Here is a 25,985-nt window from a genome sequence, read left to right as displayed (position 1 = left end):
ACGGTCAATCGATCGGCGTCGCGCCCAGCAGCGTTCGGCACGCCTCCGCCTCGGCCGCCAGGGCCTTGCGCTTGGCCTCCCCGAACTTCTCCAGCGTGCGGTAGGGCATGGCCAGCCGCACATTGTCCCGCAGCCGGCCGCGATTGCGCTCCAGAAAGCCCCAGTACAGCCGGTTGAACGGACAGGCCGCGTCGCCGCTCTTGCTCTTCACGTCATACCGACACGCCCCGCAGTAGTCGCTCATCCTGTCGATATAGGCCCCCGAGGCCGCATACGGCTTGGACCCCACGATGCCGCCATCGGCGAACAGGGCCATGCCGCGCGTATTGGGCATCTCGACCCATTCATAGGCGTCGGCATAGACGCACATGTACCAGTCATCGACCTGGTCAGGATGCACGCCCAGCAGCAAGGCCAGATTGCCCGTCACCATCAGCCGCTGGATGTGGTGGGCGTAGGCGTTGTCGCGCGTGGTCTTCACGACATCGGCGACACAAGCCATGTCGGTCTCACCGGACCAGTAGAACCAGGGCAGCTTGCGGTCCGCTTCCAGGAAGTTGCGCGCCCGATACTCCGGCGCCTTCAGCCAGTAGATTCCGCGCACGAACTCGCGCCATCCCAGGATTTGCCGGATGAAGCCTTCGACCGCATTCAGCGGCGCCTTGCCTGCCCGATAGACCGCCTCGGCGCGTTTGCAGACATCCAGCGGGTCCAGCAGGCCCAGGTTGATCGAAGTCGAGATAAGCCCGTGCCACATCCACGGCTGACCCTCCGCCATCGCATCCTGCCAGTCCCCGAATGAGGGCAGCACATGCTTCAGGAAGTGCTTCAGCGAAGCTTCCGCCTCCTCCGCCGTCGTGGCCCAGCCGAACCCGTCCAGCGATCCGAAATGGTCGCCGAACAGCCGCTCCACATCCGCCATCGCCTCGCGCGCTACGGGGTTGGCCGGAATGCGCAGGCGATCGGGCGGCGTCACGCCCTTGGCCAGCTTCTTGCGGTTCTCGGCGTCATAGTTCCAGCGCCCGCCCTCCGGCTGATCGCCGTCCATCAGTATGCCCGTCGCGCGGCGCATCTCGCGATAGAAGAACTCCATGCGCAGCTGCGACTTGCCCGAGGCCCAGCGACGAAAACGGTCGTGGCTGCTGATGAAGCGGCGATCCTCGCGAATCTCGACCGGCAGCTCCGCCCCTTCCGCAAAGGCGGCCAGGTGCTCGGCCAGCCGCCATTCGCCGCATTCAGTCATCACCACCGCCTCATGGGCGCCCTTGTCCAGCGCCCGGGCCAGTTCCCCGGTGATCGAGCCGCTGTTGTCCGCATCGTCGATCCGCACATAGCGCACATTGACGCCCCGCCCCTTCAGCCGCTCGGCGTGATTGCGCATGGCGGCGAAGACTAGGGCCAGCTTCTGCTTGTGATGCCGGACATAGGTCGCCTCGTCGCGAACCTCGGCCATCAGAACCGTGTCGACGTCTGGGTTCAGATCTTTCAGCGCCGACAGGTCGTCCGACAGCTGATCGCCCAGCACCAGCCTAAGCACGGACATGCGTTATTCCTATCACCGGGCCCATTTGCGAGCGAGAGACTGAAGTCGAGGACGCAGGCGCAGAAACACCCGGTACGCCCTCTCCAACGCCGCAAGGACCCAGGGGATGCGTGCGGCCAGGCCCAGCGGTCGCAAGAGCGGGATAGCCCGCCACATCGCCGCGAACGCCGCCGCGCCCGACAACAGCCTGCCGTTCTCCGTTGCGTGGAATCGCGCCAGCAGCGTCTCGCGATCCAGCGGGCAGCTTGTCTGTCCGTCCGACACATCCACGAATCGGATCACGCCGCGTCGATCCAGCCGCCGCATCAGGGCGATCTCGCGTCGGCACAGGGGACAGCCGCCATCGTACCAGACAAGTAAGGGAGTCATGACGATCGAAGGCTCTCGGCGACGGCGAACGGGCTCGCCATCCTATACGGGCGTCCTCTACAGTCCGGATCGCAACCCGCCTCGACAGGTGTCCGATGACGATTGAACCCACCGGCCGACATCGCTTGCCGCCGCTCGCCCGCATACTGGGTTTCGCCGGTCTGCTGCCCCAGGCGGCGGCGGTCGTCGTCCTTGTTGCAGGCGATGCCGACCAGCAGACCGCCGCCCTCGGCCTGGCCTACGCCTACGCCGCCCTGATCTTCAGCTTTCTGGGCGGCGTCTGGTGGGGACTGGCGGGCGCGACGGGCGTGAAGGCGCCCAAATGGGTCTGGACCGCCTCTGTGGCGCCCTCGCTTCTCGCGTTGGCGACCAGCGTCGTTTGGGCGGCGGGCTCCGACCCGGCCGTGTCGCTGGTCGTGCTGGGCGTCTTCATCGCCGCCAGCGTCCTGGTCGATCTGAAGCTAAAGGCGGCCGGTCTGACGCCCGAGGGCTGGCTGGCGCTGCGGGCGCCGCTGTCAATCGGTCTGGGCGTGCTGACGCTCGTCGCCGGACTGATCTGAAAATATCTTAGGCATCGGGCAAAAAATCGGGGCCTGCCGCAACCGACAGGCCCCTGATTTTATTCGTCTCGACTTGGAGCGGGCGAAGAGATTCGAACTCTCGACCCCAACCTTGGCAAGGTTGTGCTCTACCACTGAGCTACGCCCGCACTCCGTAGGAGCTAGGTGCGCTCCCCGTCGAGGAGGGGGCGTATAGCGGAGGGTTGATCGGTCCTGCAAGAGAGAATTTGCAAAAAGCGATCAAGTCCCGCTCACACCCCCCGCGCCTCAGCGCGGCGCCAGCCTGATGGCGCCGTCCAGACGGATGCATTCGCCGTTGATGTAGACGTTGCGCGCCAGCTCCAGCACCAGCGACGCATAGTCGGCCGGCGTGCCCAGACGGCTGGGGAAGGGGATGGCGGCGGCCAGGGCGTCCTGGATCTTCTGATCCATGCCGGCCATCATCGGCGTCCACATGATGCCGGGCAGTATGGTGTTGCAGCGCACCCCTTCCTGAGCCAGATCGCGCGCGATCGGCAGGGTCATCGCATAGACGCCGCCCTTGGACGCCGAATAGGCCGCCTGGCCGATCTGGCCGTCCTGGGCCGCGACGGAGGCGGTGTTGACGATCAGGCCGCGCTCGCCGTCCGCCATCGGCTCCAGGGTCACCATGCCCGCCGCCGACTGCGACAGGACCCGGAAGGTGCCGAACAGATTGACCCGGACTGTGCGCTCGAACTGGGCCATGTCGTGGGCCTTGATCTCGCCGGTGTCCTTCTTGCGCGAGACGGTCTTCTGGCCGGTGGCGATGCCGGCGCAGTTGACGGTCAGACGTTCCTGGCCATGGGCGGCGCGGGCTTTTTCGAAGGCGGCGGCGACCGAGGCGTCATCGGTCACGTCCACCTGGCAGAAGATGCCCCCGATCTCGGCCGCGATAGCCTCGCCCTTTTCGGCGTTCAGATCAAACAGGGCGACCTTCGCCCCCGTCGCCGCGATGGCGCGCGCGGTGCCCTCGCCCAGGCCCGAAGCGCCGCCGGTGACCACTGCGGCGATGGTGTTGTCGAGTTTCATCCTGATCGTCCCTATATTGTCGTGAACCTGAGTTTCGTTTGAGGATTTAGCGGCCATGACCGCCAAAGCCAAACCCGCCGATCCCTCGGATGTCCTGGACCCGAAAAAGGCGCTCGTGCCGTCGGTCGTGAAGATCAACGAGGCCCGCGTGACCAAGGGCTTCTGGCCCAAGATCCAGCGCACGGCCGCCCGCATCCCCTTTGCGGATCAGGCCTTGGCCGCCTGGTATGCCGCGCGAGATCCGCAGACGCCGATGGCGGCCAAGGGCATGATCTTCGCGGGCCTGGCCTATTTCGTCATGCCGGTGGACGCCATTCCCGACCTCTTCGCGGGCATCGGCTATACCGACGATGCGGCCGTCATCACCGCCCTGCTGGCCCTGGTCGGCGCCAACATCAAACGCCGCCACCGCGACCAGGCCGAGGACGCGGTGCAGCGGCTGAAGGCGAAATAGCTTAGCTCTCGACTGTCACCACGATCTTGCCCAGGGCCTGACGATCGCCCAGGGCCTTGATCGCTTCGCCGGCCTTTTCCAGCGGGAAGGTCTTTGAGACCCGCGGCCTGATCTTGCCGTCGGCGTACATCTGCATCAGTTCGGCCATGTTGGCGGCGTGGGCCTTGGGATCTCGCATCACCGCCGCGCCCCAGAAGACGCCGATCACCGACACCGACTTCAGCAGCGTCAGGTTCAGCGGCAGGGACGGAATGCCCGCCGGGAAGCCGACCACCAGATAGCGCCCGTTCCAGTCCATGGCCCTCAGCGCCGGATCGGCGTAGTCGCCGCCGACCGCGTCATAGACGACGTCGGCTCCGTCGCGGCCGGTCGCCAGTTTGAACTCGCCCGACAGTTCCTTTTGCGCCGCTCTGTCCATCGGCCCGGACGGATAGATCAGGCCGTTGTCAGCCCCCAGGTCCAGCGCGAACTGCACCTTGTCGTTGGTCGAGGCGGCGGCGACCACACGCGCGCCCATCGCCTTGCCCAGTTCGACGGCGGCGGCGCCCACGCCCCCGGCCGCGCCCAGCACCAGCAGCGTCTCGCCCGGTTTCAGCTGCGCCCGGTCCTTCAGCGCATAGTAGCTGGTGCCATAGGTCATGATCAGAGCCGCCGCCTCTTCGAAGCTCATGGCGTCGGGGATGGGGATGACCGTCTCGGCCCGCACCGCCAGCCGTTCGACCAACCCGCCCCAGCCCGGCACGGCGATGACCCGGTCGCCCTTTCGCACGCCCCTGACGCCCTCGCCGACCGCCTCGACCACGCCGGCGACCTCGGCGCCCGGCGAGAAGGGCCGCTCGGGCCGGAACTGGTATTTGTCCTCGATGATCAGGGTGTCGGGATAGTTGATCCCAACCGCCTTGACCTCGATGATCACCTCGCCCGCCTTGGGCGTCGGGTCGAGCACGTCTTCCACGACCAGGGTTTCGGGGCCACCAGGCGTCTTGGACAGAACAGCGCGCATCTTTCCTCCTTGGCCGACATGGCGCGGCCTTCATCGCGACGCTAAAGAGCGCCACGCCCGTTTGAAAGAGACGATAAAGACAAGGCTCAGGAAGACGACATGACCGCCCTCATCCTCCACGGCGGCGCCGGCGCCCGGCGCGAACGCAACTACGACGCCGAGGTCGTGCATATGCGCGAGGTGGTCGAGGCCATGAAGGTTCGGCTGGATGCGGGCGACAGCGCCCTGGACGTGGCTGTCGCCGCCGTCGTCATGCTGGAGGATTCGGGCCTCTATGTCGCGGGCAAGGGCGCATCCCCCAATCTGGCTGGCGCCTATGAGCTGGACGCCAGCATCATGGACGGATCGACGAAACGCGCCGGCGCCGTCGCCGCCCTGCAAGGGTTCCGCAATCCCGTCGTCGCCGCGCGCGCGGTGATGGATCGCACCCCCCACGTCATGCTGGTGGGCGAAGGGGCGGCCCTGTTCGCCCATGACCAGGGGCTGGAACCCATCGCCGACGAGGCCGCCTGGTTCACCGGCGCGGGCAAGGGCGAGGACAATCATCCGCCCGGCACGCTCAGTCACGGCACCGTCGGCGCCTGTGTGCTGGACAGCCAGGGCCGTCTCGCCGCCGCCACCTCGACCGCCGGGGTGTTCGGCAAGATGCCGGGCCGCGTCGGCGACACGCCGATCCCCGCCGCAGGAACCTGGGCCGACGCCCACGCCGCGACCTCCTGCACCGGCCAAGGGGAATATTTCATCCGCGTCGCCGCCTCCGCCCAGGTCGCCTGGCGCGTCGCCGCCGGTCAGTCGCTGGCCGAGGCCACCCAGGCCGTCATCGACGAGATCGGTCAGATGGGCGGCGATGGCGGTCTGATCGCCCTGGACGCCGCCGGAAACATCGCCGCCCCCTTCAACAGCCAGGGCATGAAGCACGCCTGGCTGACGCCTGCCGGCGAGATCGGCGTCCAGGTCTTCCGCGACTAGGTCTTGGCGGACATCACGTCGGAAATGGCGGTCAGCAGTCGTTTCAGATCGATGGGCTTGCTGACCACCGCGTCCATGCCCGCGGCCAGATAGCTCTCGACCTGCTCCACCATCGCATTGGCCGTCAGGGCGATGATCGGCGTGCGGACCAGCCCCTGGTCGGTCTCGCGCTGCCGGATCGTCCGGGTCGCCGTCGGACCGTCCATGTGCGGCATCTGCACATCCATCAGGATCAGGTCCCAGTCGCGCGTTTGCGTCGCTTCGACCGCCTGAAGACCATCGTCGACAATCTCGACCTCGATCCCGACCTGGCCCAGAAGGCCCCGGATCACCTGCTGATTGACCGGGTGGTCCTCGGCGACCAGCACCCGCAGCGCCCGCTCCGGCTCGGCGTCCGGCGCATCCTCGCCGGCCTGTACGGGCTGCGCTGGCATCAGCGGCAGCTTGACGACGAAGGTCGCCCCTTCGCCCGCCTCGCTCTCTACCTCGATCCGGCCGCCCATCAGCTCCACCAGCGTCGCCACGATCGAAAGGCCCAGCCCGGCCCCGTCGCGCCGATCGACGGCCGCCGCCTCGATCTGGGCGAAGCGCGTGAAGAGCTGCCCTATCTGGTCCGCAGGTATGCCCCGCCCCGTGTCCGACACGCGGAACACCGCCCCGGCGTCCGTCAGCGCGACATCCAACGCCACCTGCCCCTGTGTCGTGAACTTGATGGCGTTGGACAGCAGGTTGAAAAGGATCTGGCGCAGCCGGACCGGATCGGCGCTGACCCAGCCCAGGCGCGGCGACACGACGTGGAAGGCCAGGTCCTTGCTTTCGGCCAAGGGCCGCAGCGTCTCTGTGACCTCGTGGACCAGGGCGTCCGCATCGATGGGCTGCGGCACGATCTCCAGCCGCCCCTCTTCGATCCGCGACAGGTCCAGGATCTGGTTGATCAGGTCCAGCAGGGTGTGGGCCGACCGATCCAGAATCTCCAGTCGCGCCTTCTGCCGACCCTCCAGCGCGTCGCCCGCCATGATCTGCGCCATGCCGATGACGCCGTTCAGAGGGGTGCGGATCTCATGGCTCATATTGGCCAGGAAGCGAGACTTGGCGGCATTGGCCTCGTCCGCCTCCTGACGCGCGCATCGGGCGGCGTCGCGGTCCAGCACGGCCGCCTCATGCGACGCCTGCACGTCTATCAGCAACGCCTTGTTGCGCTGGTCCGCCGCGAACAGGTCGCACCACAGGGCGTGGGTCGCGCGCGAGATGATGAACAGGATCGTCGCCAGCATCACGAAGGCCGCCGCCACCGCCAGACCGTGCGGCCCCGTCAGCGAGGGATAGATCACGACCAGCACGGTCGCGCAGATCGGCGCCGCCGCCAGCGCCAATAGCCGAGGCGCCGCGCTGAACTGAACGAAGGCCACGCCGATCGACCAGACCTGGATCAACACCACCACCAGCATCACATCGGCGCGGGGGTTCATCAGCCAGGCGATCAGCGGCCCGGACACCCCCAGGGCGAACCGGATCGCCACGATGGCCATCAGCAGCAGGGGCCAGCCCGCGACGGGCGCCTCAGCCTTCTGGTATCGTCTGACCCGCCCCTGCGCCCAGGCGTCGAACGCCATGCCGACCAGGGCGAACCCCAGCCCCACCCACGGCTGCCCAAGGGCCGCCAGAATCAGTCCGGCGGCCGCCCAGCTGCCGTAGAGAACGGCGGGCGGAGTAACCATATTTTGCAGGACGAAGGCCCAGACCGCGATCTTTTCGTCGGAGACAGAAGTCGCTTTCGCTCGTCTCGGCACGCGTCCTCGGCTTGGGTGGTCGCTGGGATGCGACCTCTTGGCGAATAGAGCGCCGTCGGGGTTTTGTCCATCAACGACCCGCGCCTTATCCGGTTCATTACAGCTCGGTAAGGTGCAAGACGCCCAATCGCTGATACGGTCTCGGCGCCCGGCGTTCCGGGCTTCGGAGCCCATCATGAAATCCCGCCTGATCGCCACAGCCGCCGCCTCGGCCCTCCTTCTCGGCCTCGCCGCCCCCGCCTTCGCACAGGGCGCCGCGCCCGACGCAGCCGCCGCTCAATCGACGGGGCAGGCGCCGCAGGGCGTGACCGTGCCGCCGCTGGGCTTCACCAAGCGCGTTCTGGCGAACGGGCTGGAGGTCTATTCGGCGCGTGACGCCGACACCTCGAACGTCACGGTCCAGGTCTGGTACAAGGTCGGCTCCAAGGACGATCCGGCCGGCCGTTCGGGCTTCGCCCACCTGTTCGAACACCTGATGTTCAAGTCGACCACCAACCTGCCGCCCGAGACCTTCGACCGGCTGACCGAGGACGTGGGCGGCTCCAACAACGCCTTCACCGCCGACGACACCACCGCCTATTTCGAGACCGTGCCCGCCAACCATCTGGAGCGGATGCTGTTCGCCGAGGCCGACCGCATGGGGTCCCTGGTGGTGGACGAGCCGACCTTCGTCGCCGAGCGCGACGTGGTGAAGGAGGAATACCGCCAGCGGATTCTCGCCAATCCCTATGGCCGCCTGTTCGGCCTGTTCGTGCCCGAGACCATCTATCAGGACAGCCCCTATCGCCGTCCGGGCATCGGCTCGATCGAGGAGCTTGAGGCCTCGTCGCTGGAAGACGTGCGCCGCTTCCACGCTACCTATTATCGTCCCGACGCCGCCTATCTGATCGTGGCCGGCAACTTCGACCAGGCTCAACTGGACCGCTGGGTGGATCAGTATTTCGGCCCGCTGAAGAACCCGACCACGCCGATCCCGACCAACACTGTCGTCGAGCCCGAGCCGACCGGTCCGCGCAACGTCACCTACTATGCGCCGAACGTGCCGCTGCCGGCCGCTGTCGTCGCTTGGCCGACGGTGAAATACGCCGACGCCGACCGCGCCGCCTTGACCGTTCTGGACGGTATCCTGTCCACCGGCGAATCCAGCCGCCTGTATCGCTCGCTGGTCTATGACAAGCAGATCGCGGCCCAGATCGGCTCGACCCCAGACTTCTCGCAGCAGGCCGGCAATCTGTCCGCCCTGGCGATAATGGCCCAGGGTCACACGGCCGAGGAAGGCATCGCCGCCCTGAACGACGAGATCGCCAAGCTGCGCGACGTTCCAGTCACCGCCGAGGAATTGGCCGAAGCCAAGAACGAACTGGTCGCCGACGCCCTGCGCAGCCGCGAGACGGTGGACGACCGCGCGACCGCCCTGGGCTTCTCGCTGATCAACACCGGCTCGGCCGCCGCCGCCGACGAAGAGGTCGCCCAGATCCAGGCCGTCACCGTCGCCGACATTCAGCGCGTCGCCCGCAAATATCTGACGCCGCAGCGCCAATCGACGATCACCTTCCTGGCCGCCGACGATCAGAACCCCGCCTCGGTCCAGAAGATGAACGTGGACGCCCCCGTGAAGGTCGCCGACCTGGCCCCCGCCGGTCTGCCCGCCGTCCTGCTGCCCGAGGCGGAGCGCAAGCCCCTGCCCCAGCCGGGCGCCGAGGTCGCGCCCGTGACGCCGACCGTCGCCGATTTCCGGCTCGATAACGGCCTGCGCGTCCTGGTCGCCCCGACCGACGGCGTGCCGCTGGTATCGGCCCGCCTCAGCTTCGACGCCGGTTCGTCCGATGATCCGACGGGCAAGGCCGGCGTCGCCGCCATGACCGCCGCGCTTCTGACCCAGGGCACCAAGACCAGGACCGCGCCCGAAATCGCCACCCAGATCGAACAGCTGGGCGCCAGCGTGGGCGCATCGGCCGGGGTCGATTTCTCGAACGTCTATGCCAACGCGCCGTCAAACGCCTTCCCGGCGACCGTTTCCTTGATGGCGGATCTGGTGAAGAACCCGACCTTCGCCGGCGAAGAGCTTGAACGTCAGCAGGCCCAGACCCTGGACGGCCTGCGCGTCGCCCTCAGCCAGCCGGCGTCCATCGCCGGCATGACGGTCGGCCGCGTCATCTACGGCGACGCCCCCTATGGCGCGACGATCACCCAGCAGACTGTCCCGGCCATCACGGCGGCCGACGTCGCCGCCTTCCACGCCGCCCGCTACCGGCCGTCGGACGCGACTCTGGTCTTCTCGGGCGACATCACGCCGGCCGCCGCTCGCGCCCTGGCGCAACAGGCGTTCGGCGACTGGCGCCCGGCCGGCGCGGCCCCGGCCGCTGCGACCAATCCGGCCGGTCAGCCCCTGGCGCCGCGCATTGTCGTGGTGAACCAACCCGGCGCCGGTCAGGCCGCGGTCGTCGCCGCCGTTCGCGGCGTGTCGCGCACCGATGCGGACTTCTTCCCGCTGACGGTCGGCAACACCCTGCTGGGCGGCGGCTTCTCGTCGCGCCTGAACCAAGAGATCCGCATCAAGCGCGGTCTGTCCTACGGCGCCTCGTCGTCGCTGGGCGCACGGGCGGATGCGGGCCTGTTCACCGCCTCGACCCAGACCAAGAACGAGACCGCCGACGAGGTCGCCGATCTGATCCTGGCCGAGATCGCCAAGCTGGGAACCGAGACCCCGACCCAGGCCGATCTGGCCCCGCGCCGCGCCACCCTGATCGGCGGCTTCGGCCGCTCGCTGGAGACGGTGGACGGCCTGGGCGCTTTGGTCGCCAACCTGGCGCTCTATGATCTGCCGATGAGCGACCTCGCCGACTACGCCGGCCGGGTTCGCGCCGTTACGCCGGAACAGGTCGAGGCCGCCTTCGCCGAACACCTGCCGGTCAACCGCGCCAGCCTGGTCATCGTCGGCGACGGCTCGAAGTTCCTGGACGATCTGCGCGCCAAACACCCGAACCTCGAAGTCATCGAGGCGGGCGCCCTGAACCTGAACACCGGCTCGCTGAAGTAAGGCCGGATCGGCAAGCCCCCTCCTTCCCTTGCGGCGAAGGAGGGGGATCGGCCGCCAGCCGTCCTATTTTCAGAACCGAAGTCGTCTCTTTTCAGGGACTTTCGGGCCGCCGTCGACAATCACCCATACAGGCGTCGAACGGGGATATGATCCATCCCCGATCTTTGACATCGCGATCCCCACGCCGAGCCCTTGGGTCTCAAGGCCGGGCCGACCCGCCTCGACAGTTGCACGCGTGCAATTCGAGCGCAGATTTATCCCTGAGCTTTCCGCCTCTTCGCGCCGAATTGCACGCCATTACACCTTTCTCGCCGCGTGCAATTTCTGTCCGCTAGACCGACAGACACACCACCTGGGCCACGCGCAGGTCGCGTCTCAGGCGATTGGATACCTGGCCGTAGTCCTCGGTCGTGATGGTCTGACCCCGCGCGTCGTCGGCCGGCGTCTGTTCGCCGCGGATGGCCGGCCCGAACGTCTCCGGCGCCGTCGTATAGATCCGGCCCCGCCTCGGCGCCTCGGCGATGGTGACGCCCACGACGCGGCCCTGCACATCCAGGGCCGGCGCGCCGGACAGGCCCGACAATGTGCCCTCAAGCCCGTTGGTGCGCCCGACCTCGGCCCAGGACAGCACCGGCTCGTCGCGCGCCCCGCGCCCGAAGACCTTCAGGGTCTCGCGCCCCAGCAGGCGTGACGTCACCTCGCCGGGACGCCCCTGAGGAAAGCCCGGATGGAAGGCGCGCTGACCCTTGCGCAGCGGCGCCTCGACCGCGACGGGCAGTGCGGCGGGACCGCCGTCGGTGATCAGCAAGGCGACGTCGGCGCGCGGCGCCAGACGGACGTCGGCCGCGACCGCCCGCCCCTCGCCGACCACCAACGCCGGCTTGCGGCACCCCTCGACAACATGGCGCGCCGTCACCCAGCGCCCTCGTCCTGCGATGGAGAAGGCCGTGCCCGACGACGGCTTGAACGGCGCCTCGCCCGCATCGACGGTTACGGCGGCGTCAAAGGGGGTGATGGGGCCTAGCAGCGCGCCCTCGGCGACATCCGCATCGGCCTGCGCGACCGGCGGCGCATCGGCGTTCTCGCGTCGCCCCAGGGACACCGCCAGAAACACGGCCGCCACCGCTCCATAGATGGCCCAGTCCGGCAGGCGGGGAAACTGCATCGCTCCGGCCGATCAGCCGGTCAGCGCGGCGGACAGGATGACGGCCGTCGCCAGCTTGGCGCCCAGCAGCACCACCGCCGCCGAAATCTCGCCGTGGCGGATCCGCTCCGGCAGGCCCGTCAGCAGCAGGTCCACGACCCGGAAGGCCAGAAGCTGCAGCACCACGGTCGCCACGCCCCAGATGGCGATGTCGCGCACCGAGGTCGACACCGACAGCGATACCGCCAGCGGCACGGCCAACCCCACCAGAATGCCGGCGAAGGCGATGGCGGCGGCGACATTGCCCTGACGGATCAGGGCGACCTCCTTCCACGGCGTCAGCAAGGCATAGACCGTCGCCCCCGCCGCGAGCAGCAGCAGGGTCACGATCAGGTGCATCACCATGACCGGGAAGCCCGAGGCGAAAGCCTGCACCTCGGCGCTGGAAAGGACGTTCGACAAGGAGGGGTCCATGCCCAGACGCCTTGCCCGATTGTCGCCCCAATCCGCAAGCGCGCCGGGGACACACTGCGTGACATTATGTGTCCGAAGGTTGTGCCCTCTCATCAAGAGAGGGCATCAGGATCAGGCCGCCTCTTGCTCCGCCTTCCGCAGAGCAGAAGCCCTGATCTTCTCGCTCTCCGACTTCAGCTGACCGCACGCGGCCAGGATGTCGCGCCCGCGAGGGGTGCGGATGGGGCTGGCGTAGCCGGCGTTGTTCAGGATGGCGGCGAAGCGTTCGATCGTCTTCCAGTCCGAGCATTCGTATTCGACGCCGGGCCAGGGATTGAACGGGATCAGATTGATCTTGGCCGGAATGCCCTCGATCAGCTTCAGCAGCGCCCGCGCCTCTTCCGGGCTGTCGTTGACGCCCTTCAGCATGACGTATTCGAACGTCACCCGCCGCGCGTTCGACAGGCCCGGATAGGCTCGGATCGCCGCCATCAGCTGGTCCAGCGGATACTTCTTGTTCAGCGGCACCAGCACGTCGCGAAGCGCATCGTTGGTGGCGTGCAGGCTTATAGCCAGCATGGCCGCCGTCCGGTCGCCCAAGGCCTGAAGCTGTGGCACCACGCCCGAGGTCGACACGGTGATCCGGCGGCGCGACAGGGCGATGCCCTCATTGTCCGAGATGATGTCGATGGCGTCGGCGACGTGGTCCAGATTGTAGAGCGGCTCGCCCATGCCCATGAAGACGATGTTGGACAGGCGCCGGTCTTCCTTAGGCGACGGCCATTCCTCCAGGTCGTCGCGCGCGACCTGGACCTGGGCCACGATCTCGGCAGCGGTCAGATTGCGCACCAGCTTCTGCGTGCCGGTGTGGCAGAAGGTGCAGTTCAGGGTGCAGCCGACCTGGCTGGACACGCACAGGGCGCCGGCCCGGCCCACGTCGGGGATGTAGACCGTCTCGATCTCGATGCCCGGCGCGGTGCGGATCAGCCATTTGCGCGTGCCGTCCTTGGACACCTGGCGTTCGACAACCTCGGGGCGGGCCAGGGTGAAATGCTCGGCCAGCTTGGCCTGCATATCCTTGGCGACATTGCTCATGGCCGAGAACTCGGTCACGCCATAGTGGTGGATCCAGCTCCACACTTGGCTGGCGCGCATCTTGGCCTTTTCGGGCGGACAGACGTTCGCGTCGATCAGGGCCTGGCGCAGGCCGGCGCGCGTCAGACCGCTGAGGTTGACGGGAGCCTTGACGGCGGGCGCGTTCGAGACGCGCGAAAGATCGAGCGTGATGCTCAAGGCGGCGATCCTGCTTGAGGTTGAGCCGGCCTATATAGCACGGATCCCGGCGATTGCATGGCCGGGGCGGATTCGACCGCCCTAGAGGCCCACGTCCCAGACGCCGGCGTCGCGCATCCGGGTCTCGCGCGCCTCCTCGGCCCGGCCGCCCATGTCCTTGGCCATGCTGCGGATCGCGGTCGAGACGGTGGCCTTGTGCACGCCCGGCACGATCGCGTGGGCGAAGGCGGCGCCGGCCAGACCCAGCAGCTTGAAGCCGAAGCCGGCCGAGGCGACCATATGCTGCAGATAGGTCTCGTCCACCTCGCGCGGGTGGTCGCGGAACAGGCGGTCGAACGCGGTCGAGCCCGAACGGCGGCGGTCGATCGTCGTCTGACTCATGGCGGCGGCCTTCCCTGCTTCGTCGCCTCATGGTCACGCCGGACGGCCGGCGACGCAACCCCCATCGCAATCTGTTCATTGGACGTGACCGACACGCCACCTGCCTGCTTCAGACCCATCGTCAGAAGTGAAAACTCGGTCTAGGGTCGGCGTTCGATCAAGGAAATGCCCATGCCGATCCGCCTTTCGCCCGCCTCTTCCATGGCCGTCGCCCTGGCCCTGCTGGCCTCAGCGACGCCGGTGCTGGCGCAATCGGGCGCGGCAGGCCTGCCCTATGACGCCCGGCGCGGGGTCTTCAGCTTCTCGTCGGGGCTCGAGGGCTCGCTGCCGGCTGTGGTGCAGGTCACGACTCTGGGCCAGTCGCGCGGTCCCAGTTCGGACGCGGCCGATCCCAAACCCTATGCCTCCGGCTCCGGCGTCATCGTCGATGCGGCCGAGGGGCTGGTGATCACCAACAATCACGTGGTCGAGGGCGGGCGAAAGTTCACCGTCGATCTGACGGACGGCCGACTGTTCGACGCCGTGTTAGTCGGGGCGGACAAGGCGACCGACATCGCCGTGCTGCGCATCACGCCCGACGGTCGGCCGCTGAACCTGAAACAGGTCCAGACGGTGGATTCCGACACCCTGCGCACGGGCGACCTGGCCTTCGCGGTCGGCTATCCGCTGGGCCTGGACCAGACCCTGACCATGGGCGTCATCTCGGGCCTGAACCGCTCAGGGCTCGGCGACGCGGTCGAGGACTATATCCAGACCGACGCGGCCGTGAACTCGGGCAACTCCGGCGGGCCGCTGCTCGACAGCCGGGGCCGGCTGATCGGCATCAACACCTCGATCCTGTCGGGGGGTCTCGGCGGCGGCAACGACGGCATCGCCTTCGCCGTGCCGACGCGGATCATGCTGTACGTCGCCGACCAGTTGAAGAATAACGGCGAGGTCAAGCGCGGCGCGACCGGCGCCATCTTCGGCTCGCTGAACGCCGAGCGCGCGCGCGACCTGCATCTAGGCATCGTGCGTGGGGCCGTTGTGGCCGATGTCGCGCCGGGATCGCCGGCCGAACGCGCGGGCCTGCGCCACAACGACGTCATTACCCGGATCCAGGGCCGCCCCGTCGCCAACGCCGGCTCGGTCAACGCCACCATCGGCATCGCCGCGCCGGGCTCGGATCTCAACGTGTCCTATCTGCGCGGCGGCCGCGAGGCGACCACGTCGCTGGCGGTCGAGACACCCGCTGATCAGCCCGTGATCGTCGGCGCTCAGTCGGTGCTGGCCTACGGGGCGACGTTGCGAGACCAGGATGGCGGCGCCCAGGTCGCAGCCGTCTCGGCCGGCTCGCCCGCCGCTCAGGCCGAACTGACGGCCGGCGATGTGATTACCGCCATCGCAGGCGCGCCCGTCGCCGACGCTCGCGCGGCCGCCACCGCCCTGCAGGGCGCCTCGGGATCGGTCGAAGCGACCGTGCTCAGAAACGGAGAGACCCTGAACTTGACCCTGTCGCTCTAGGCGGGATCAGACGCCGACGTTTCGCTGCTGGCAGGCTCCAGACAGCGAAACGCCCGCCTTGCCAGGGAGGGGGAGGGGAAAGGCAGGGCGGGCGCTCGCTTGGAGGAAGCATCGGCCGCCGGAGCCCGTAAACTGGAAACATCCAGGGGGGCTGGGGGGCTGTTCAGGATCCGGGACGCTTCCGAACTCCGACGAGCCGATGGTCGATATTTCGTTGCGCATACGGGCGGGCGAAGGACCGAAACGGGGCCATTTCGTGTCTGCGTCGATTTCTTGGCCGCCTCTGGCGTCGGGCCGCCAGCGGCCTAAGTTGAGCCTATGAGTCTGAACCCTCACGACACGACGCCGGCGCCCGGCCCCGTCTTTTTCGACCGTCGCGAACTGGACCCGATCCTCAGGGTCTATGGCCGCATGGTCGCGCAGGGCGAATGGCGCGACTACGCCATGGTCGGGCACAAGGATTTCGCCGAGTTCGCCGTTTTTCGCCGCAGCGGCGACGCCCCGCTCTACCGGATCGAAAAGCGACCGGCCCTCCAGACCCGCCAGGGCCAGTGGGCCGTCATCGGCGAAGGTGGCCAGATCCTGAAACGCGGCCGCGACCTGGCCCAGGTGCTGCGCGTCTTTGACGGCCGCAAGTTCCAAGTGGTGGAGTAGAAACAAAAAGGGCCCCGCGAGGGGCCCTTTCCGTATCCGTCTTTCGACAGACCTCAGTTCCGGTTGCCGCCCATGAAGGCCAGCAGGAATTGGAACAGGTTCACGAAGTTGATGAACAGGCTCAAGGCGCCGAAGCCGGTCGCCACGCCCATCGCGTTCTGGTCGCCGCCCAAGGCGTAGTAGGTCATTTTCAGACGCTGAGTGTCGTACGCGATCAGGCCCGAGAAAATCAGCACGCCCAGGCCGGAGATGATCAGGTAGAAGGTCCCGGACTGCAGGAACATGTTCACGATCGAGGCGATGATCAGGCCGATCACGCCCATGATCAGGAAGGTGCCCATGCCGGTCAGGTCCTTCTTGGTCGTGTAGCCCACCAGGCTCAGACCGCCGAAGGCCGCCGCCGTCACCAGGAAGGTGGTGGCCAGCGAACCGCCCGTATAGCGCAGGAACAGGATGCCCAGACCCGCGCCGATCGTGGCGACCACGGCCCAGTAGAGCATGTTCACGCCCTTGGCCGTCGGGTTCTTCATGAAGAACATCGAGCCGAACAGCATCACCAGCGGCGAAAACTGCACGATCATGCCCAGGATGGTCAGGCCGATCCGGCCGTCCGCCGTCTGGACGAACAGCAGCTGCTGCACCGCCGGCACATTGCCGGTGACATAGGCCAGGGCGCCGGCGACCACGAGGCCCAGAGCCAGTTTGTTGTAGACGCCCAGCATGAAGCTGCGCAGGCCGGCGTCGACCGACATGTCGGCCGTCTGCGGCAGAGGACGGGCGTAACCGTTGTTGAAATCGCTCATGGCGACGAACTTTCTCCGATTGGCCGGAGAGGCTTCTCCGGTCACAGGCTTTGAATATCGTGAGCCGAGGCCCGCGCTGCAAGGAAAACCGGACTTGGAGGCTTGTGTTCCGGCCGCTACTTTCGGTCGCATGCTTCGTCTGTTCACCGCCCTGACCCTGCCGCCCGACGTCGCAGAGACGCTGAAACGACGGCAATCGGGCCTGCCCGGCGCACGGTGGCGGCCGCTGGACGCCCTGCACGTCACGCTCGCCTTCTATGGCGAGATCGATGAACGCCGCGCCGACGATTTGGCGTCGGAGCTGACGCGCGTGACGGGCGGCCCGTTCGAGATCGCGCTGAAGGGCGTCGGCTGTTTCGGCGACGACCACCGCAGCCACACGCTGTGGGCCGGGGTCGAAACGCCCAATGAGCGCCTGTCGGTTCTCGCCGGGCGCTGCAAGGCCGCCGGAGAACGCGCCGGGATCGGCATGGAGGCGCGCGCCTACAAACCGCATGTGACCCTGGCCTATCTGAAGACTCAGACCAATCCCGACCGGCTCGGCGCCTGGGTGTCGGGGCACAACCTGCTGCATTCGCCGCCGATCCGCATCGACCGCTTCGGCCTGTATTCCAGCGTCCTGACCGACAGCGGCGGCCATTACGAACTGGAGCGGGAGTATCTGCTGTGAATGACCCCGCCTACACCCTCCCGCCCCACGTCGTTCTGGGGCCGACCTTGGAGACAGAACGACTGATCCTGCGTCCGCCGGCGGTCGAGGACTTTCCCCGCTGGGCTGAGTTCATGGCCGATCCCGAGACCGCCCGCTTCATCGGCGGGGTCCAGCCCGCGCCCCAGGTCTGGCGCCTGATCTGCACCGTCGCGGGCATGTGGGCCCTGACGGGAGAGGGCATGTTCTCCATCCTGGAAAAGGAGACCGGCCAGTGGATCGGCCGTATCGGGCCGCTGCACCCCTATGGCTGGCCCGGCCGCGAGGTGGGCTGGAGCCTGCATCGCGACGCCACCGGCAAGGGCTATGCCGTCGAAGCGGCCGCAGCCACGATGGACTACGCCTTCGAGGTGCTGGGCTGGGACGACGTGATCCACTGCATCGCGCCCGAGAACCTGCCCTCGGCGGCGGTCGCGACACGGCTGGGATCACGCAATCGCGGGCCGGGCGCCCTGCCCGAACCGCTCCAGGACATCGCCATCGATCTGTGGGGCCAGACGCGCGACGAATGGGCGATCAATCGGACGCGCCTGAAGCGCTGATCACAACCGAACGCGGCGGCGCGTCGTATCCCTTCCAAACCGAACGAGGATACGCCCATGTTCCACGCCAGCCTGATCGCCGCCGCCGTCGCGCTCGCCGCCCTGCCGTCAATGGCGTTCGCCCAAGCGTCGAACGTCGATCTGAACCGCTTCGACGGCCGATGGTTCGAGATCGAGCGCAACCACAACAATGTCCAGAAGGACTGCAGCCGGGCGCAGATCGACTTCACGCCGCAGGGCGCCGCCGACCGCTACGCCATCACCGTCACCTGCGTCCGGCGCGCCGATGCCAAGGTCGAGACGCTGCGCGCCAACGCCCGCGTCACCGACACCACGACCAATGCCAAGTTCCGGTTCAGCCTGACCGGCCTGCTCAGCTTCGGCGGTCTGGCGGGCCAGAACTACTGGGTCTACGACCATGCCCCGGACTACAGCTGGGCCATCATGGGTCTGCCGGACAAGTCGAACTGGTGGATCTGGCACCGCAACCAGAATGCCTCTCAGGCTGAGCGCGACCGCATTCTGAGCCGCGTCCGAGCCCTGGGCTTCAGCACCGGCCGCGTCGTCCACACCGGCCTCTAAGGCGCCGCTTGCGATAGGAACGTAGGCGGAACATAAGCTGTCGGCATGTCCGCCGTCGCCCATCTCGAACTCGTCTTCAGCCGTCCCGAGACCACCCTTTCGGTCACGCGCGGCGCGGCGCGGCTGATGATGGACATGGGCTATGCGCCGCTTCTGGAAGTCTGTCTGCCCAACGGCCGCCGCGCCGATGTCATGGCCATCGGGCGCAAGGGCGACATCATCATCTGCGAGGTCAAGTCGGGCGTCGAGGATTATCGCGTCGACCGCAAATGGCACGAGTACGGACCGTTCTGCGACGCCTTCTTCTTCGCCGTCGCGCCCGAGTTTCCGCAGGACATCCTGCCCGACGAACCGGGCCTGATCGTCGCAGACGGTTTCGGCGGCGCGGTCGTGCGAGACGCGCCGGTGGTCAGCTTGGCGCCCGCCCGGCGCAAGGCGTTGACGCTGGCCTTCGCCCGGCTGGGCGCGATGCGGACCTTAAGGGACTAGAGCCGGCGGAAGACGGCGGTCGCGAAACCCTCGGCGACCAGACGCGCCTCGACCTCGGCCAGGGTCTCGATCACGACGCCCTTGCCGCCTGTCGCATGGATGATGCGTTCGCCATCCAGCATCAGCGCCGAATGACCCGTCCAGTCGTGATCGTCGTTCGGCGCCAGCCAGACGACGATGTCGCCGCGCTGGAGGTCCGATGAAGACGCGGCTCGCCCCAACCGGGCCTGCGCGTCCGACCGGCGGGGACCGGGCAGGCCGCAGGCCAGCAGGGCCTGCTGCACCAGGCCGGAACAGTCGGTGGAGATCGAAGACCGCGCGCCAAGTTCATGCGGCCGCCCGAGCAACCGCTCGGCCACCGCGACCAGATCCGCCTCGAATGCGCCGATCGGCTTCAGGTCGGCCTCAGACGCTTCCGTCGCCTCGACCACCAGAGCGTTCAGCGGCAGGACGGCATCCACGGCGGCGATCCAGTGCGTCGCCAACGGCGCGCCGGCCGACAGACTGTCCAGGACGACCCAGCCGACGACGCCGTCGCGCCGCGCCCGGCCCCAGGCCCGGCCATTCGCCCGATCCAGAACGTCGAAGATCTCGCCATGCAGAAGCTGGTCGATCCGACCGTCAACGTCCGACAAAATGTCCGCCACGGCGACGCGGCAATGCATGGCTTCGGTCGCCCGATAGGCGTCTGCGCGCACCAGCCCTTCCAGCGCCTGTTCGGCGAGGTCAGGGCGAACGAGGCGGTCGCCGGGCGGAAGAAGGTCGAGGACGTCGGTCAACGTGAACTCGCATTGCTGAACCCACAGCCTTATCCCCCGATGGCTTAGGGGCCGTTAACGCGGGACGCTTTTGCGAAAGAAAATCAACAGAACCGCGTTCTGAGATATTGGAAGCAGGCTCTCAGCGCCTGGGCCTCGCCGCCTTCCGGATAGCCGGGGCGGGCGCGGGGGTTCCAGGCGAAGATGTCCATGTGCGCCCAGGCCCCCGTGGTCGGGGCGAACTTCTGCAGGAACAGGGCGGCCGTCACCGATCCGGCCTGGGCCCAGCCGGCCGGATCGTTCCGGAGATCCGCGATCTCGGCGTCCAGCGCGCCGCGATAGCCGGGCCACAGCGGCATTCGCCACAGGGGATCGCGCACCTGACCCGCTGAGGCCAGCAGCCCGGCCGCCAGGGCTTCGTCATCAGTATAAAGTGGCGGCAGCTCCGGCCCCAGCGCGATCCGCGCGGCGCCGGTCAGGGTGGCGAAGTCCAGCGTCAGGTCGGGTTGGTGCTCGCCCGCCCGTGTCAGAGCGTCGGCCAGGATCAGCCGGCCTTCGGCGTCGGTATTGCCGATCTCGATGGTCAGACCCTTGCGACTGTTCAGGATGTCGCCGGGCCGGAAGGCGTCGGCCGACACGGCGTTCTCGACGGCCGCGACGATGACCACCAACCGCACCGGCAGGTCGGCCTGCATCACCAGACGTCCCAAGGCCAGCGCATGGGCCGAGCCGCCCATATCCTTCTTCATGTTGCGCATGCCGGCGGCGGGCTTCAGGTCCAGACCGCCGGTGTCGAACACCACCCCCTTGCCGACCAGGGCGACCAGCGGCAGGTCGGTCCGGTCCAGCTTCCAGCCGATCTCGATCAGGCGCGGCGCCCGGTGCGGGGCGGCGGCGCGCCCCACCGCGTGGACGGCCGGATAGTTGTCTTCCAGCAGGGCGTCGCCGGTCGTGACGGTGATCTCGGCGCCGGCGCTCTCTGCGATCTCGCGGGCGATGGTTTCGATCTGCAACGGCCCCATGTCGGCGGCGGGCGTATCGACCATTTCGCGCGCCAGGGCGCAGGCGGCGGTGATGCGCGAGATTTCGGCGACGTCCACACCGTCCGGCGCGACCAGCCGCACGGGCGTCCGGTCCGGCCGGGCCTTATAGCGGTCGAAGACATAGGCCCCCAGCAGGAAGGCCAGGGTCGCCAGTTCCGCGTCCTGCGCGGCGACCTCAAGCCGATACAGGCCGCCCGGCAGCCGCGCCGACAGTCCCCGCGCCGCCATCGGATCGAAGGCCGAGGCCGCGCCGACGACCACCTGGCCGATCTCGCCGTCCGCGTCCGGCACGACCAACAGCTGGCCCGGCTTGCCTTCGAACCCGTGCAAGGCGCCCCAGCGGCGGGTCGCGCCCTCCAACACGCCGCCCGCCTGAACGAAGCGGATCGGGACGGCGCCGTCGCCGTCTTGGGCGGACACCAGCAGGGGATGCGAGACAGACATGAGGCCCTCGAAACGAAGTTAACCATCGGTTGACGCGAACCGGCGATTCTAGGGGCGAGACCTCTAGGACCGTCTGGACCTGACCCATGTTGCGCATGCCCGCCCTTCTCGCAACCGTCGCCCTGATCGCACTGTCCGGCACTCCGGCGCTGGCCGCTGATCCGACGGCGGCGACCGCGGCCCAGGCCCGCGCGCCGTCGTCCGCTGCGGTGCGCGCCACCTATGACCGGATGGACGCCCTGTCGCGCTCGGTCTTCTGGGCCTCGGAGCAGCAGGCCGATCCGACCGACGCCGTGGCGGGCGTGAAACTGGCCCAGGCCCTGCGTGAGCTGGGCCGCTACGATCAGGCGGCCGAGGCCGCGCAGGCGACATTGACGCTCCAGCCCAACAATCTGGACGCCCTGCTGGAGCTGGGTCGCGCGCACATCGCGCGCGGCCAGGCCTTCTATGGCGTCGCGCCGCTGGAACAGGCGCGCGACTTGGCGCCGCGCGATTGGCGAGCCTACTCCCTTCTGGGCGTGGCCTATGAACAGGTGCGTCGCACCGACGACGCCCGCGCCGCCTGGAACCAGGCCCTGGCCCTGTCGCCCGACAACCCCGATGTCCTGACTAACGCCGCCACGGCCGCCCTGACGCATGGCGATGCGCCGGGCGCCGAGACCCTGCTGCGTCGCGCCGTGGCCCAGCCGACCGCCTCGGCCAAGGTGCGTCAGAACCTGGCCATGGTGCTGGGCCTTCAGGGCAAGATGGGCGAGGCCGAACAGATCCTGCGCCGCGAACTGCCGCCCGAACAGGCCGAGCAGAACCTGCAATGGCTGCGTTCGCGCAGCACGGGCGGCGCGACGACGTCCGGCGGCGGCGCGGCGAGTCCGTCGCCCGCGACCGACACCGCCCGCACCTGGAATTCGCTGCAAGGCGGCTGATCCGCCCGTTGCGGTCTGACCGCCCGCATGGTGGATGAGGCCATGACCGCCCCACCCGCGTCTCGCGCCTATCAGGCCTTCCTGTTCGACATGGACGGCACCCTGATCACCTCGACCCTGGCCGCCGAGCGTGTCTGGACCCGCTGGGCCGCGCGCCACGGGCTGGATGCCGCCGCCTTCATCCCCACGATCCACGGCGTGCGCGCGATCGACACCATTCGTCGCCAGAACCTGCCCGATATCGACCTGGACGCCGAGGTGGCTTGGGTCGAGCGCGGCGAGATCGAGGACGTGGACGGCGTCGCCCCCATCCCCGGCGCCGTCGACTTCGTCAAACGCCTGCCGCCCGACCGCTGGGCCGTGGTCACCTCCGCCTCGGTCCCCCTGGCGCGCGCCCGTCTTGAGGCCGCAGGCGTCACCCCGCCCGCCGTGATGATCACCGCCGAGGACGTCGAAAGCGGCAAGCCCGACCCGGCCGGCTATCTGAAGGCCGCCGCGACCCTGGGCTTCGACATCGGCGACTGCCTGGTGTTCGAGGACGCCGAGGCCGGCATAAAGGCGGGCGAAGCGGCCGGCGCCGACGTGCTGGTCGTCACCGCCGCCTGGACCCATCCGCTGGAGACGGATCATCCCACTCTGGCGGACTATGCAGATGCGACCTTGGAAGTCCGATCCGATGAGCGTCTCGTCCTGACGCTTTGAATCCTCCCCACATTACGCCGCGCTTCACGGAGGAGGATTGAGCGCCTATCTTCGCTCCATGATCGACGACCTTTACAGCGCGCGCATCCTGTCGCTGGCGGCGAACCTGCCGCATACGGGGCGTCTGCCAACTCCTCAGGGCATCGGGGAACGGGTGGCGAAACTGTGCGGGTCGCGCGCGACGGTCGATGTGACGCTGGACGACCAGGGCCGCATCGCCGCCTTCGCCCAGGACGTAAAAGCCTGCGCCCTCGGCCAGGCCGCGGCCGGGGTTCTGGGTCAATCTGTGATCGGCGCGTCGGTCGATGATCTCAGCGACGCCCGCGACGCCATGATCGCCATGCTGAAATCCGGCGGCGACGGCCCCGTCGGCCGGTTCGAGGATCTGCGCCTGCTCAAACAGGTCGCCGACTACCCCGCCCGGCACGCCTCCACCTTGGTCTCCATCGAAGCGACGCTGGATGCGGTGAACAATGCCCTCGCCGCCCGAACGCGTCTCGCCGGCGCGGCCTGACAGGCACGACCGGTTGATCCCCCTGCGATGACAGGGGATAAGCGCGGCGAACCTCTCAAGCCCCCGGCGAAGGGACGTGATGTCTCTCTATGAACGCGGCGTGCGCGCGGCCCATCGGGGCTACAAGCTGACGCTGTCTCCCCTGATCGGCCAGCAGTGCCGGTTCCTGCCGACCTGTTCGGATTACGGGCGCGACGCCCTGATCCAGCACGGACCGGTAAAGGGGGGATGGCTCACCGTGCGCAGGCTCTGTAAATGCCATCCCTTCGGGGGATCGGGATACGACCCGGTCCCGCCAGTTAAAGACTGACACATGATCGACCTGAAATTCCCCGACGGCGCGGTGCGCCAATACCCGGCCGGTTCGACGGCGCGCGACGTCGCGACCTCGATCTCGCCTTCGCTGGCCAAGAAGGCCGTGTTGGCCGAACTGAATGGCGAGCAACGCGACATGGGCCGGGTGCTGGAGACGGGCGGCGACTTTCGCCTGATCATGCGCGACGACCCCGCCGCCCTCTATACGATCCGCCACGACACGGCCCACGTCCTGGCCGAGGCGGTACAAACCCTGTTCCCCGGCACCCAGGTCACGATCGGCCCGGCGATCGAGGACGGCTTCTACTATGACTTCTACCGCGAAGAGCCCTTCTCGACAGACGATTTCGCCGCCATCGAAAAGGAGATGGGCCGGATCGTGGATCGCGACGCCAAGTTTGAGCGCGAGGTCTGGGAGCGGGATGACGCCATCCAATTCTTCGAGGCGCGCGGCGAGAAGTTCAAGGCCGAGCTGATCCGCGACCTGCCGGGGACCGAGACCATCACTCTGTACAAACAGGGCGACTGGATCGACCTGTGCCGGGGCCCGCACTTCCCCTCGACGCGCCACGTCGGCAAGGCGTTCAAACTGACCAAGCTGGCCGGCGCCTATTGGCGGGGCGACTCCAAGCGCGAGCAGCTGCAACGCATCTACGGCACCGCCTGGGCCACCAAGGAAGACTTGGACGCCCATCTGCAGCGTCTGGAAGAGGCCGAGAAGCGCGACCACCGCAAGGTCGGCAAGGCGATGGAGCTCTTCCATATGCAGGAAGAGGGCCGGGGCATGGTCTTCTGGCACCCGAAGGGCTGGGTCCTGTGGCGCGTGCTCGAGGCCTATATGCGCCGCCGCCTGGACGCCGCCGGCTATGTCGAGGTCAAGACGCCCCAGGTCCTGGACCGCAAATTCTGGGAGCAGAGCGGCCACTGGGACAAGTATCGCCCCAATATGTTCGTCTGCGAGACGGTCGAGGGCGAGGAACTGAGCCTGAAGCCGATGAACTGCCCGGGCCACGTCCAGATATTCGACCAGGGCCAGCGGTCGTACCGCGAACTGCCGCTGCGCATGGCCGAGTTCGGCGCCTGCCACCGCTATGAGCCGTCCGGATCGCTGCACGGCCTGATGCGCGTGCGCGGCTTCACCCAGGACGACGCCCACATCTTCTGCCGCGAGGACCAAATCGTCGAGGAGACGGCCGAGTTCATCAAACTGGCCCGCAGCGTCCACGCCGACCTGGGCATGGAGACCGCCTACATCAGCCTGGGCACCCGGCCTGAGAATCGCGCCGGCACCGACGAGTTCTGGGACAAGGCCGAGACCCTGATGGCCGAGGCCGCCCGCGCTGCAGGCACCGAGCCGGTCGTCACCGAAGCCGACGGCGCCTTCTATGCGCCCAAGCTGGACTTCATCGTCAAGGACGCCATCGGCCGCGAATGGACCTGCGGCACGATCCAGCTGGACTACGTCTTGCCCGAACGTCTGAACGCCACCTACATCGCCGAGGACGGCCAGAAGCACCGCCCGGTCATGCTGCATCGGGCGATCCTGGGTTCGTTCGAGCGCTTCATCGGCATCATGATCGAGAACTACGCCGGCGCCTTCCCGCTGTGGCTGGCCCCGACCCAGGCTGTCGTGGCCACCATCACCTCGGACGCCGACGATTACGCCCGCGATGTGATGGCCAAGTTCAAGGCCGCCGGCCTGCGCACCGAGATCGATCTGCGCAACGAAAAGGTCGGCTACAAGGTGCGTGAACACTCGGTCGGCAAGGTCCCGGTCATCGCCGTGGTTGGCAGGAAGGAAGCCGAAGACGGCATGGTCGCCATCCGCCGCCTCGGCTCCCAAGCCCAGACCTTGGTCACGGTCGAGGAGGCCATTCGCATCCTGACCGACGAAGCGACCCCGCCGGATCTGAAGCGCGCGGGCTGATCCGCTGCGCGCGCGAATTCGCGCATAG

At 67.9% G+C, this 25,985-nt stretch carries 27 protein-coding genes and 1 tRNA gene; 15 read left to right on the top strand and 13 right to left on the bottom strand.

The genetic code is table 11. The features are described 5' to 3' along the window. Positions 1-4: 4 nt before the first annotated feature. Together PFY01_RS02675 and PFY01_RS02670 are read right to left on the bottom strand one after the other, a co-directional pair. Positions 5-1,543: a cryptochrome/photolyase family protein gene (locus PFY01_RS02675; protein WP_271042312.1), complete on the bottom strand. Its 1,539-nt coding sequence runs from the start codon at positions 1,541-1,543 to the stop codon at positions 5-7. Between the two features lie 12 nt (positions 1,544-1,555). Then, positions 1,556-1,912 (bottom strand): thiol-disulfide oxidoreductase DCC family protein, encoded by a 357-nt coding sequence (locus PFY01_RS02670; protein ID WP_271042311.1) that lies wholly within the window; start codon positions 1,910-1,912, stop codon positions 1,556-1,558. A 95-nt stretch (positions 1,913-2,007) separates the two neighbouring features. Between PFY01_RS02670 and PFY01_RS02665 the strand changes: the two genes are divergently transcribed. Further along, entirely contained in the window at positions 2,008-2,472 is a 465-nt protein-coding gene (locus PFY01_RS02665) for a DUF3429 domain-containing protein (protein ID WP_271042310.1), read from the top strand. 74 nt (positions 2,473-2,546) lie between these two features. Here PFY01_RS02665 and PFY01_RS02660 read toward each other — a convergent pair. Continuing rightward, a tRNA-Gly gene (locus tag PFY01_RS02660) sits at positions 2,547-2,621 on the bottom strand. Positions 2,622-2,739: 118 nt separating this feature from the next. After that, positions 2,740-3,522 carry an SDR family NAD(P)-dependent oxidoreductase gene (locus PFY01_RS02655; protein ID WP_271042309.1) on the bottom strand — a complete coding sequence of 261 codons (783 nt, stop codon included), beginning with the start codon at positions 3,520-3,522 and terminating at the stop codon, positions 2,740-2,742. A gap of 55 nt (positions 3,523-3,577) precedes the next feature. Between PFY01_RS02655 and PFY01_RS02650 the strand changes: the two genes are divergently transcribed. Then, positions 3,578-3,976: a YkvA family protein gene (locus PFY01_RS02650; RefSeq protein WP_271042308.1), complete on the top strand. Its 399-nt coding sequence runs from the start codon at positions 3,578-3,580 to the stop codon at positions 3,974-3,976. Position 3,977: 1 nt separating this feature from the next. Here PFY01_RS02650 and PFY01_RS02645 read toward each other — a convergent pair whose 3' ends face one another. Then, on the bottom strand, positions 3,978-4,979 hold the full coding sequence (locus tag PFY01_RS02645; RefSeq protein WP_271042307.1) for an NADPH:quinone oxidoreductase family protein: 1,002 nt from the start codon (positions 4,977-4,979) through the stop codon (positions 3,978-3,980). A 99-nt stretch (positions 4,980-5,078) separates the two neighbouring features. On the opposite strand from PFY01_RS02645, the gene PFY01_RS02640 reads away from it, so the two are divergent. Continuing rightward, positions 5,079-5,948 carry an isoaspartyl peptidase/L-asparaginase family protein gene (locus PFY01_RS02640; protein ID WP_271042306.1) on the top strand — a complete coding sequence of 290 codons (870 nt, stop codon included), beginning with the start codon at positions 5,079-5,081 and terminating at the stop codon, positions 5,946-5,948. On the opposite strand, the gene PFY01_RS02635 is transcribed toward PFY01_RS02640, so the two are convergent. Then, positions 5,945-7,666 carry an ATP-binding protein gene (locus tag PFY01_RS02635; RefSeq protein WP_271042305.1) on the bottom strand — a complete coding sequence of 574 codons (1,722 nt, stop codon included), beginning with the start codon at positions 7,664-7,666 and terminating at the stop codon, positions 5,945-5,947. The genes PFY01_RS02640 and PFY01_RS02635 overlap by 4 nt on opposite strands. Before the next feature lie 247 nt (positions 7,667-7,913). On the opposite strand from PFY01_RS02635, the gene PFY01_RS02630 reads away from it, so the two are divergent. After that, positions 7,914-10,778, top strand: a complete 2,865-nt coding sequence (locus PFY01_RS02630) for a M16 family metallopeptidase (RefSeq protein ID WP_271042304.1) — start codon at positions 7,914-7,916, stop codon at positions 10,776-10,778. Positions 10,779-11,109: 331 nt separating this feature from the next. Here the strand turns inward: PFY01_RS02630 and PFY01_RS02625 are convergent, their stop codons facing one another. From PFY01_RS02625 to PFY01_RS02610, 4 genes are all read right to left on the bottom strand, one after another. After that, on the bottom strand, positions 11,110-11,943 hold the full coding sequence (locus PFY01_RS02625) for a S1 family peptidase (RefSeq protein ID WP_271042303.1): 834 nt from the start codon (positions 11,941-11,943) through the stop codon (positions 11,110-11,112). 12 nt (positions 11,944-11,955) lie between these two features. Continuing rightward, a complete protein-coding gene (locus tag PFY01_RS02620) occupies positions 11,956-12,396 on the bottom strand; it encodes a DUF350 domain-containing protein (protein ID WP_017506264.1) in 441 nt (146 codons plus the stop codon). Between the two features lie 111 nt (positions 12,397-12,507). After that, positions 12,508-13,668, bottom strand: a complete 1,161-nt coding sequence (rlmN, locus tag PFY01_RS02615) for a 23S rRNA (adenine(2503)-C(2))-methyltransferase RlmN (RefSeq protein WP_271042302.1) — start codon at positions 13,666-13,668, stop codon at positions 12,508-12,510. An 81-nt stretch (positions 13,669-13,749) separates the two neighbouring features. Next, complete coding sequence (locus tag PFY01_RS02610) at positions 13,750-14,049, bottom strand: DUF6356 family protein (RefSeq protein WP_055807241.1); 300 nt, start codon at positions 14,047-14,049, stop codon at positions 13,750-13,752. Positions 14,050-14,220: 171 nt separating this feature from the next. Here PFY01_RS02610 and PFY01_RS02605 point away from each other — a divergent pair, with 171 nt between their 5' ends. Together PFY01_RS02605 and PFY01_RS02600 are read left to right on the top strand one after the other, a co-directional pair. Next, entirely contained in the window at positions 14,221-15,552 is a 1,332-nt protein-coding gene (locus PFY01_RS02605) for a trypsin-like peptidase domain-containing protein (protein ID WP_271042301.1), read from the top strand. A gap of 318 nt (positions 15,553-15,870) precedes the next feature. Further along, entirely contained in the window at positions 15,871-16,206 is a 336-nt protein-coding gene (locus PFY01_RS02600; protein WP_055807234.1) for a DUF2794 domain-containing protein, read from the top strand. A gap of 53 nt (positions 16,207-16,259) precedes the next feature. Here the strand turns inward: PFY01_RS02600 and PFY01_RS02595 are convergent, their stop codons facing one another. Further along, the gene (locus PFY01_RS02595) at positions 16,260-17,009 is read right to left on the bottom strand and encodes a Bax inhibitor-1/YccA family protein (RefSeq protein ID WP_055754260.1); all 750 of its coding nucleotides are present in this window, start codon (positions 17,007-17,009) and stop codon (positions 16,260-16,262) included. A 130-nt stretch (positions 17,010-17,139) separates the two neighbouring features. On the opposite strand from PFY01_RS02595, the gene thpR reads away from it, so the two are divergent. Genes thpR through mmcB form a run of 4 tightly spaced genes read left to right on the top strand, consistent with a single transcriptional unit; the run spans position 17,140 to position 19,331 of the window. After that, a complete protein-coding gene (gene thpR / locus PFY01_RS02590) occupies positions 17,140-17,679 on the top strand; it encodes an RNA 2',3'-cyclic phosphodiesterase (protein WP_271042300.1) in 540 nt (179 codons plus the stop codon). After that, complete coding sequence (locus tag PFY01_RS02585; RefSeq protein WP_271042299.1) at positions 17,676-18,260, top strand: GNAT family N-acetyltransferase; 585 nt, start codon at positions 17,676-17,678, stop codon at positions 18,258-18,260. Before thpR ends, PFY01_RS02585 begins: the two co-directional genes overlap by 4 nt. Positions 18,261-18,317: 57 nt before the next feature. Further along, positions 18,318-18,842 (top strand): lipocalin family protein, encoded by a 525-nt coding sequence (locus PFY01_RS02580; protein WP_271042298.1) that lies wholly within the window; start codon positions 18,318-18,320, stop codon positions 18,840-18,842. A 45-nt stretch (positions 18,843-18,887) separates the two neighbouring features. Then, positions 18,888-19,331, top strand: a complete 444-nt coding sequence (mmcB, locus tag PFY01_RS02575; RefSeq protein ID WP_271042297.1) for a DNA repair putative endonuclease MmcB — start codon at positions 18,888-18,890, stop codon at positions 19,329-19,331. Here mmcB and PFY01_RS02570 read toward each other — a convergent pair. Both PFY01_RS02570 and PFY01_RS02565 read right to left on the bottom strand, forming a co-directional pair. Next, positions 19,328-20,110, bottom strand: coding sequence for an NlpC/P60 family protein (locus tag PFY01_RS02570; protein WP_271042296.1), 783 nt, complete (start codon positions 20,108-20,110; stop codon positions 19,328-19,330). The two genes, mmcB and PFY01_RS02570, sit on opposite strands and share 4 nt — an antisense overlap. 83 nt (positions 20,111-20,193) lie before the next feature. Next, on the bottom strand, positions 20,194-21,576 hold the full coding sequence (locus PFY01_RS02565) for a leucyl aminopeptidase family protein (RefSeq protein WP_271042295.1): 1,383 nt from the start codon (positions 21,574-21,576) through the stop codon (positions 20,194-20,196). Between the two features lie 86 nt (positions 21,577-21,662). Between PFY01_RS02565 and PFY01_RS02560 the strand changes: the two genes are divergently transcribed. The 5 genes from PFY01_RS02560 to thrS all read left to right on the top strand — a co-directional run bounded on the left by PFY01_RS02560 (position 21,663) and on the right by thrS (position 25,957). After that, positions 21,663-22,499 carry a tetratricopeptide repeat protein gene (locus PFY01_RS02560; protein ID WP_271042294.1) on the top strand — a complete coding sequence of 279 codons (837 nt, stop codon included), beginning with the start codon at positions 21,663-21,665 and terminating at the stop codon, positions 22,497-22,499. Positions 22,500-22,541: 42 nt separating this feature from the next. Next, complete coding sequence (locus PFY01_RS02555; RefSeq protein ID WP_271042293.1) at positions 22,542-23,201, top strand: HAD-IA family hydrolase; 660 nt, start codon at positions 22,542-22,544, stop codon at positions 23,199-23,201. 58 nt (positions 23,202-23,259) lie between these two features. Next, entirely contained in the window at positions 23,260-23,715 is a 456-nt protein-coding gene (locus PFY01_RS02550) for an iron-sulfur cluster assembly scaffold protein (RefSeq protein ID WP_271043017.1), read from the top strand. Positions 23,716-23,794: 79 nt separating this feature from the next. Further along, the gene (gene yidD, locus PFY01_RS02545) at positions 23,795-24,025 is read left to right on the top strand and encodes a membrane protein insertion efficiency factor YidD (RefSeq protein ID WP_039243812.1); all 231 of its coding nucleotides are present in this window, start codon (positions 23,795-23,797) and stop codon (positions 24,023-24,025) included. A 3-nt stretch (positions 24,026-24,028) separates the two neighbouring features. Continuing rightward, positions 24,029-25,957: a threonine--tRNA ligase gene (gene thrS / locus PFY01_RS02540; protein ID WP_271042292.1), complete on the top strand. Its 1,929-nt coding sequence runs from the start codon at positions 24,029-24,031 to the stop codon at positions 25,955-25,957. The last annotated feature ends 28 nt before the right edge of the window (positions 25,958-25,985 follow it).

Origin of the sequence: Brevundimonas vesicularis (genome assembly GCF_027886425.1) — a bacterium.
Lineage (GTDB): Bacteria > Pseudomonadota > Alphaproteobacteria > Caulobacterales > Caulobacteraceae > Brevundimonas > Brevundimonas vesicularis_C.
Note: the sequence above shows the minus strand (reverse complement) of the source record. Positions and strands in the feature narration are given on the sequence as shown.

Coding starts and splice junctions, on each gene's coding strand:
- PFY01_RS02625 (WP_271042303.1), bottom strand. CDS start 11,943: ATGCAGTTTCCCCGCCTGCCGGACTGGGCCATCTATGGAGCGGTGGCG.
- PFY01_RS02600 (WP_055807234.1), top strand. CDS start 15,871: ATGAGTCTGAACCCTCACGACACGACGCCGGCGCCCGGCCCCGTCTTT.
- PFY01_RS02630 (WP_271042304.1), top strand. CDS start 7,914: ATGAAATCCCGCCTGATCGCCACAGCCGCCGCCTCGGCCCTCCTTCTC.
- PFY01_RS02645 (WP_271042307.1), bottom strand. CDS start 4,979: ATGCGCGCTGTTCTGTCCAAGACGCCTGGTGGCCCCGAAACCCTGGTC.
- PFY01_RS02580 (WP_271042298.1), top strand. CDS start 18,318: ATGTTCCACGCCAGCCTGATCGCCGCCGCCGTCGCGCTCGCCGCCCTG.
- PFY01_RS02560 (WP_271042294.1), top strand. CDS start 21,663: ATGTTGCGCATGCCCGCCCTTCTCGCAACCGTCGCCCTGATCGCACTG.
- PFY01_RS02555 (WP_271042293.1), top strand. CDS start 22,542: ATGACCGCCCCACCCGCGTCTCGCGCCTATCAGGCCTTCCTGTTCGAC.
- mmcB (WP_271042297.1), top strand. CDS start 18,888: ATGTCCGCCGTCGCCCATCTCGAACTCGTCTTCAGCCGTCCCGAGACC.
- thpR (WP_271042300.1), top strand. CDS start 17,140: ATGCTTCGTCTGTTCACCGCCCTGACCCTGCCGCCCGACGTCGCAGAG.
- PFY01_RS02550 (WP_271043017.1), top strand. CDS start 23,260: ATGATCGACGACCTTTACAGCGCGCGCATCCTGTCGCTGGCGGCGAAC.
- PFY01_RS02565 (WP_271042295.1), bottom strand. CDS start 21,576: ATGTCTGTCTCGCATCCCCTGCTGGTGTCCGCCCAAGACGGCGACGGC.
- PFY01_RS02640 (WP_271042306.1), top strand. CDS start 5,079: ATGACCGCCCTCATCCTCCACGGCGGCGCCGGCGCCCGGCGCGAACGC.
- PFY01_RS02665 (WP_271042310.1), top strand. CDS start 2,008: ATGACGATTGAACCCACCGGCCGACATCGCTTGCCGCCGCTCGCCCGC.
- PFY01_RS02675 (WP_271042312.1), bottom strand. CDS start 1,543: ATGTCCGTGCTTAGGCTGGTGCTGGGCGATCAGCTGTCGGACGACCTG.
- PFY01_RS02635 (WP_271042305.1), bottom strand. CDS start 7,666: ATGGTTACTCCGCCCGCCGTTCTCTACGGCAGCTGGGCGGCCGCCGGA.
- PFY01_RS02650 (WP_271042308.1), top strand. CDS start 3,578: ATGACCGCCAAAGCCAAACCCGCCGATCCCTCGGATGTCCTGGACCCG.
- PFY01_RS02595 (WP_055754260.1), bottom strand. CDS start 17,009: ATGAGCGATTTCAACAACGGTTACGCCCGTCCTCTGCCGCAGACGGCC.
- yidD (WP_039243812.1), top strand. CDS start 23,795: ATGTCTCTCTATGAACGCGGCGTGCGCGCGGCCCATCGGGGCTACAAG.
- thrS (WP_271042292.1), top strand. CDS start 24,029: ATGATCGACCTGAAATTCCCCGACGGCGCGGTGCGCCAATACCCGGCC.
- PFY01_RS02655 (WP_271042309.1), bottom strand. CDS start 3,522: ATGAAACTCGACAACACCATCGCCGCAGTGGTCACCGGCGGCGCTTCG.
- PFY01_RS02605 (WP_271042301.1), top strand. CDS start 14,221: ATGCCGATCCGCCTTTCGCCCGCCTCTTCCATGGCCGTCGCCCTGGCC.
- PFY01_RS02610 (WP_055807241.1), bottom strand. CDS start 14,049: ATGAGTCAGACGACGATCGACCGCCGCCGTTCGGGCTCGACCGCGTTC.
- PFY01_RS02670 (WP_271042311.1), bottom strand. CDS start 1,912: ATGACTCCCTTACTTGTCTGGTACGATGGCGGCTGTCCCCTGTGCCGA.
- PFY01_RS02620 (WP_017506264.1), bottom strand. CDS start 12,396: ATGGACCCCTCCTTGTCGAACGTCCTTTCCAGCGCCGAGGTGCAGGCT.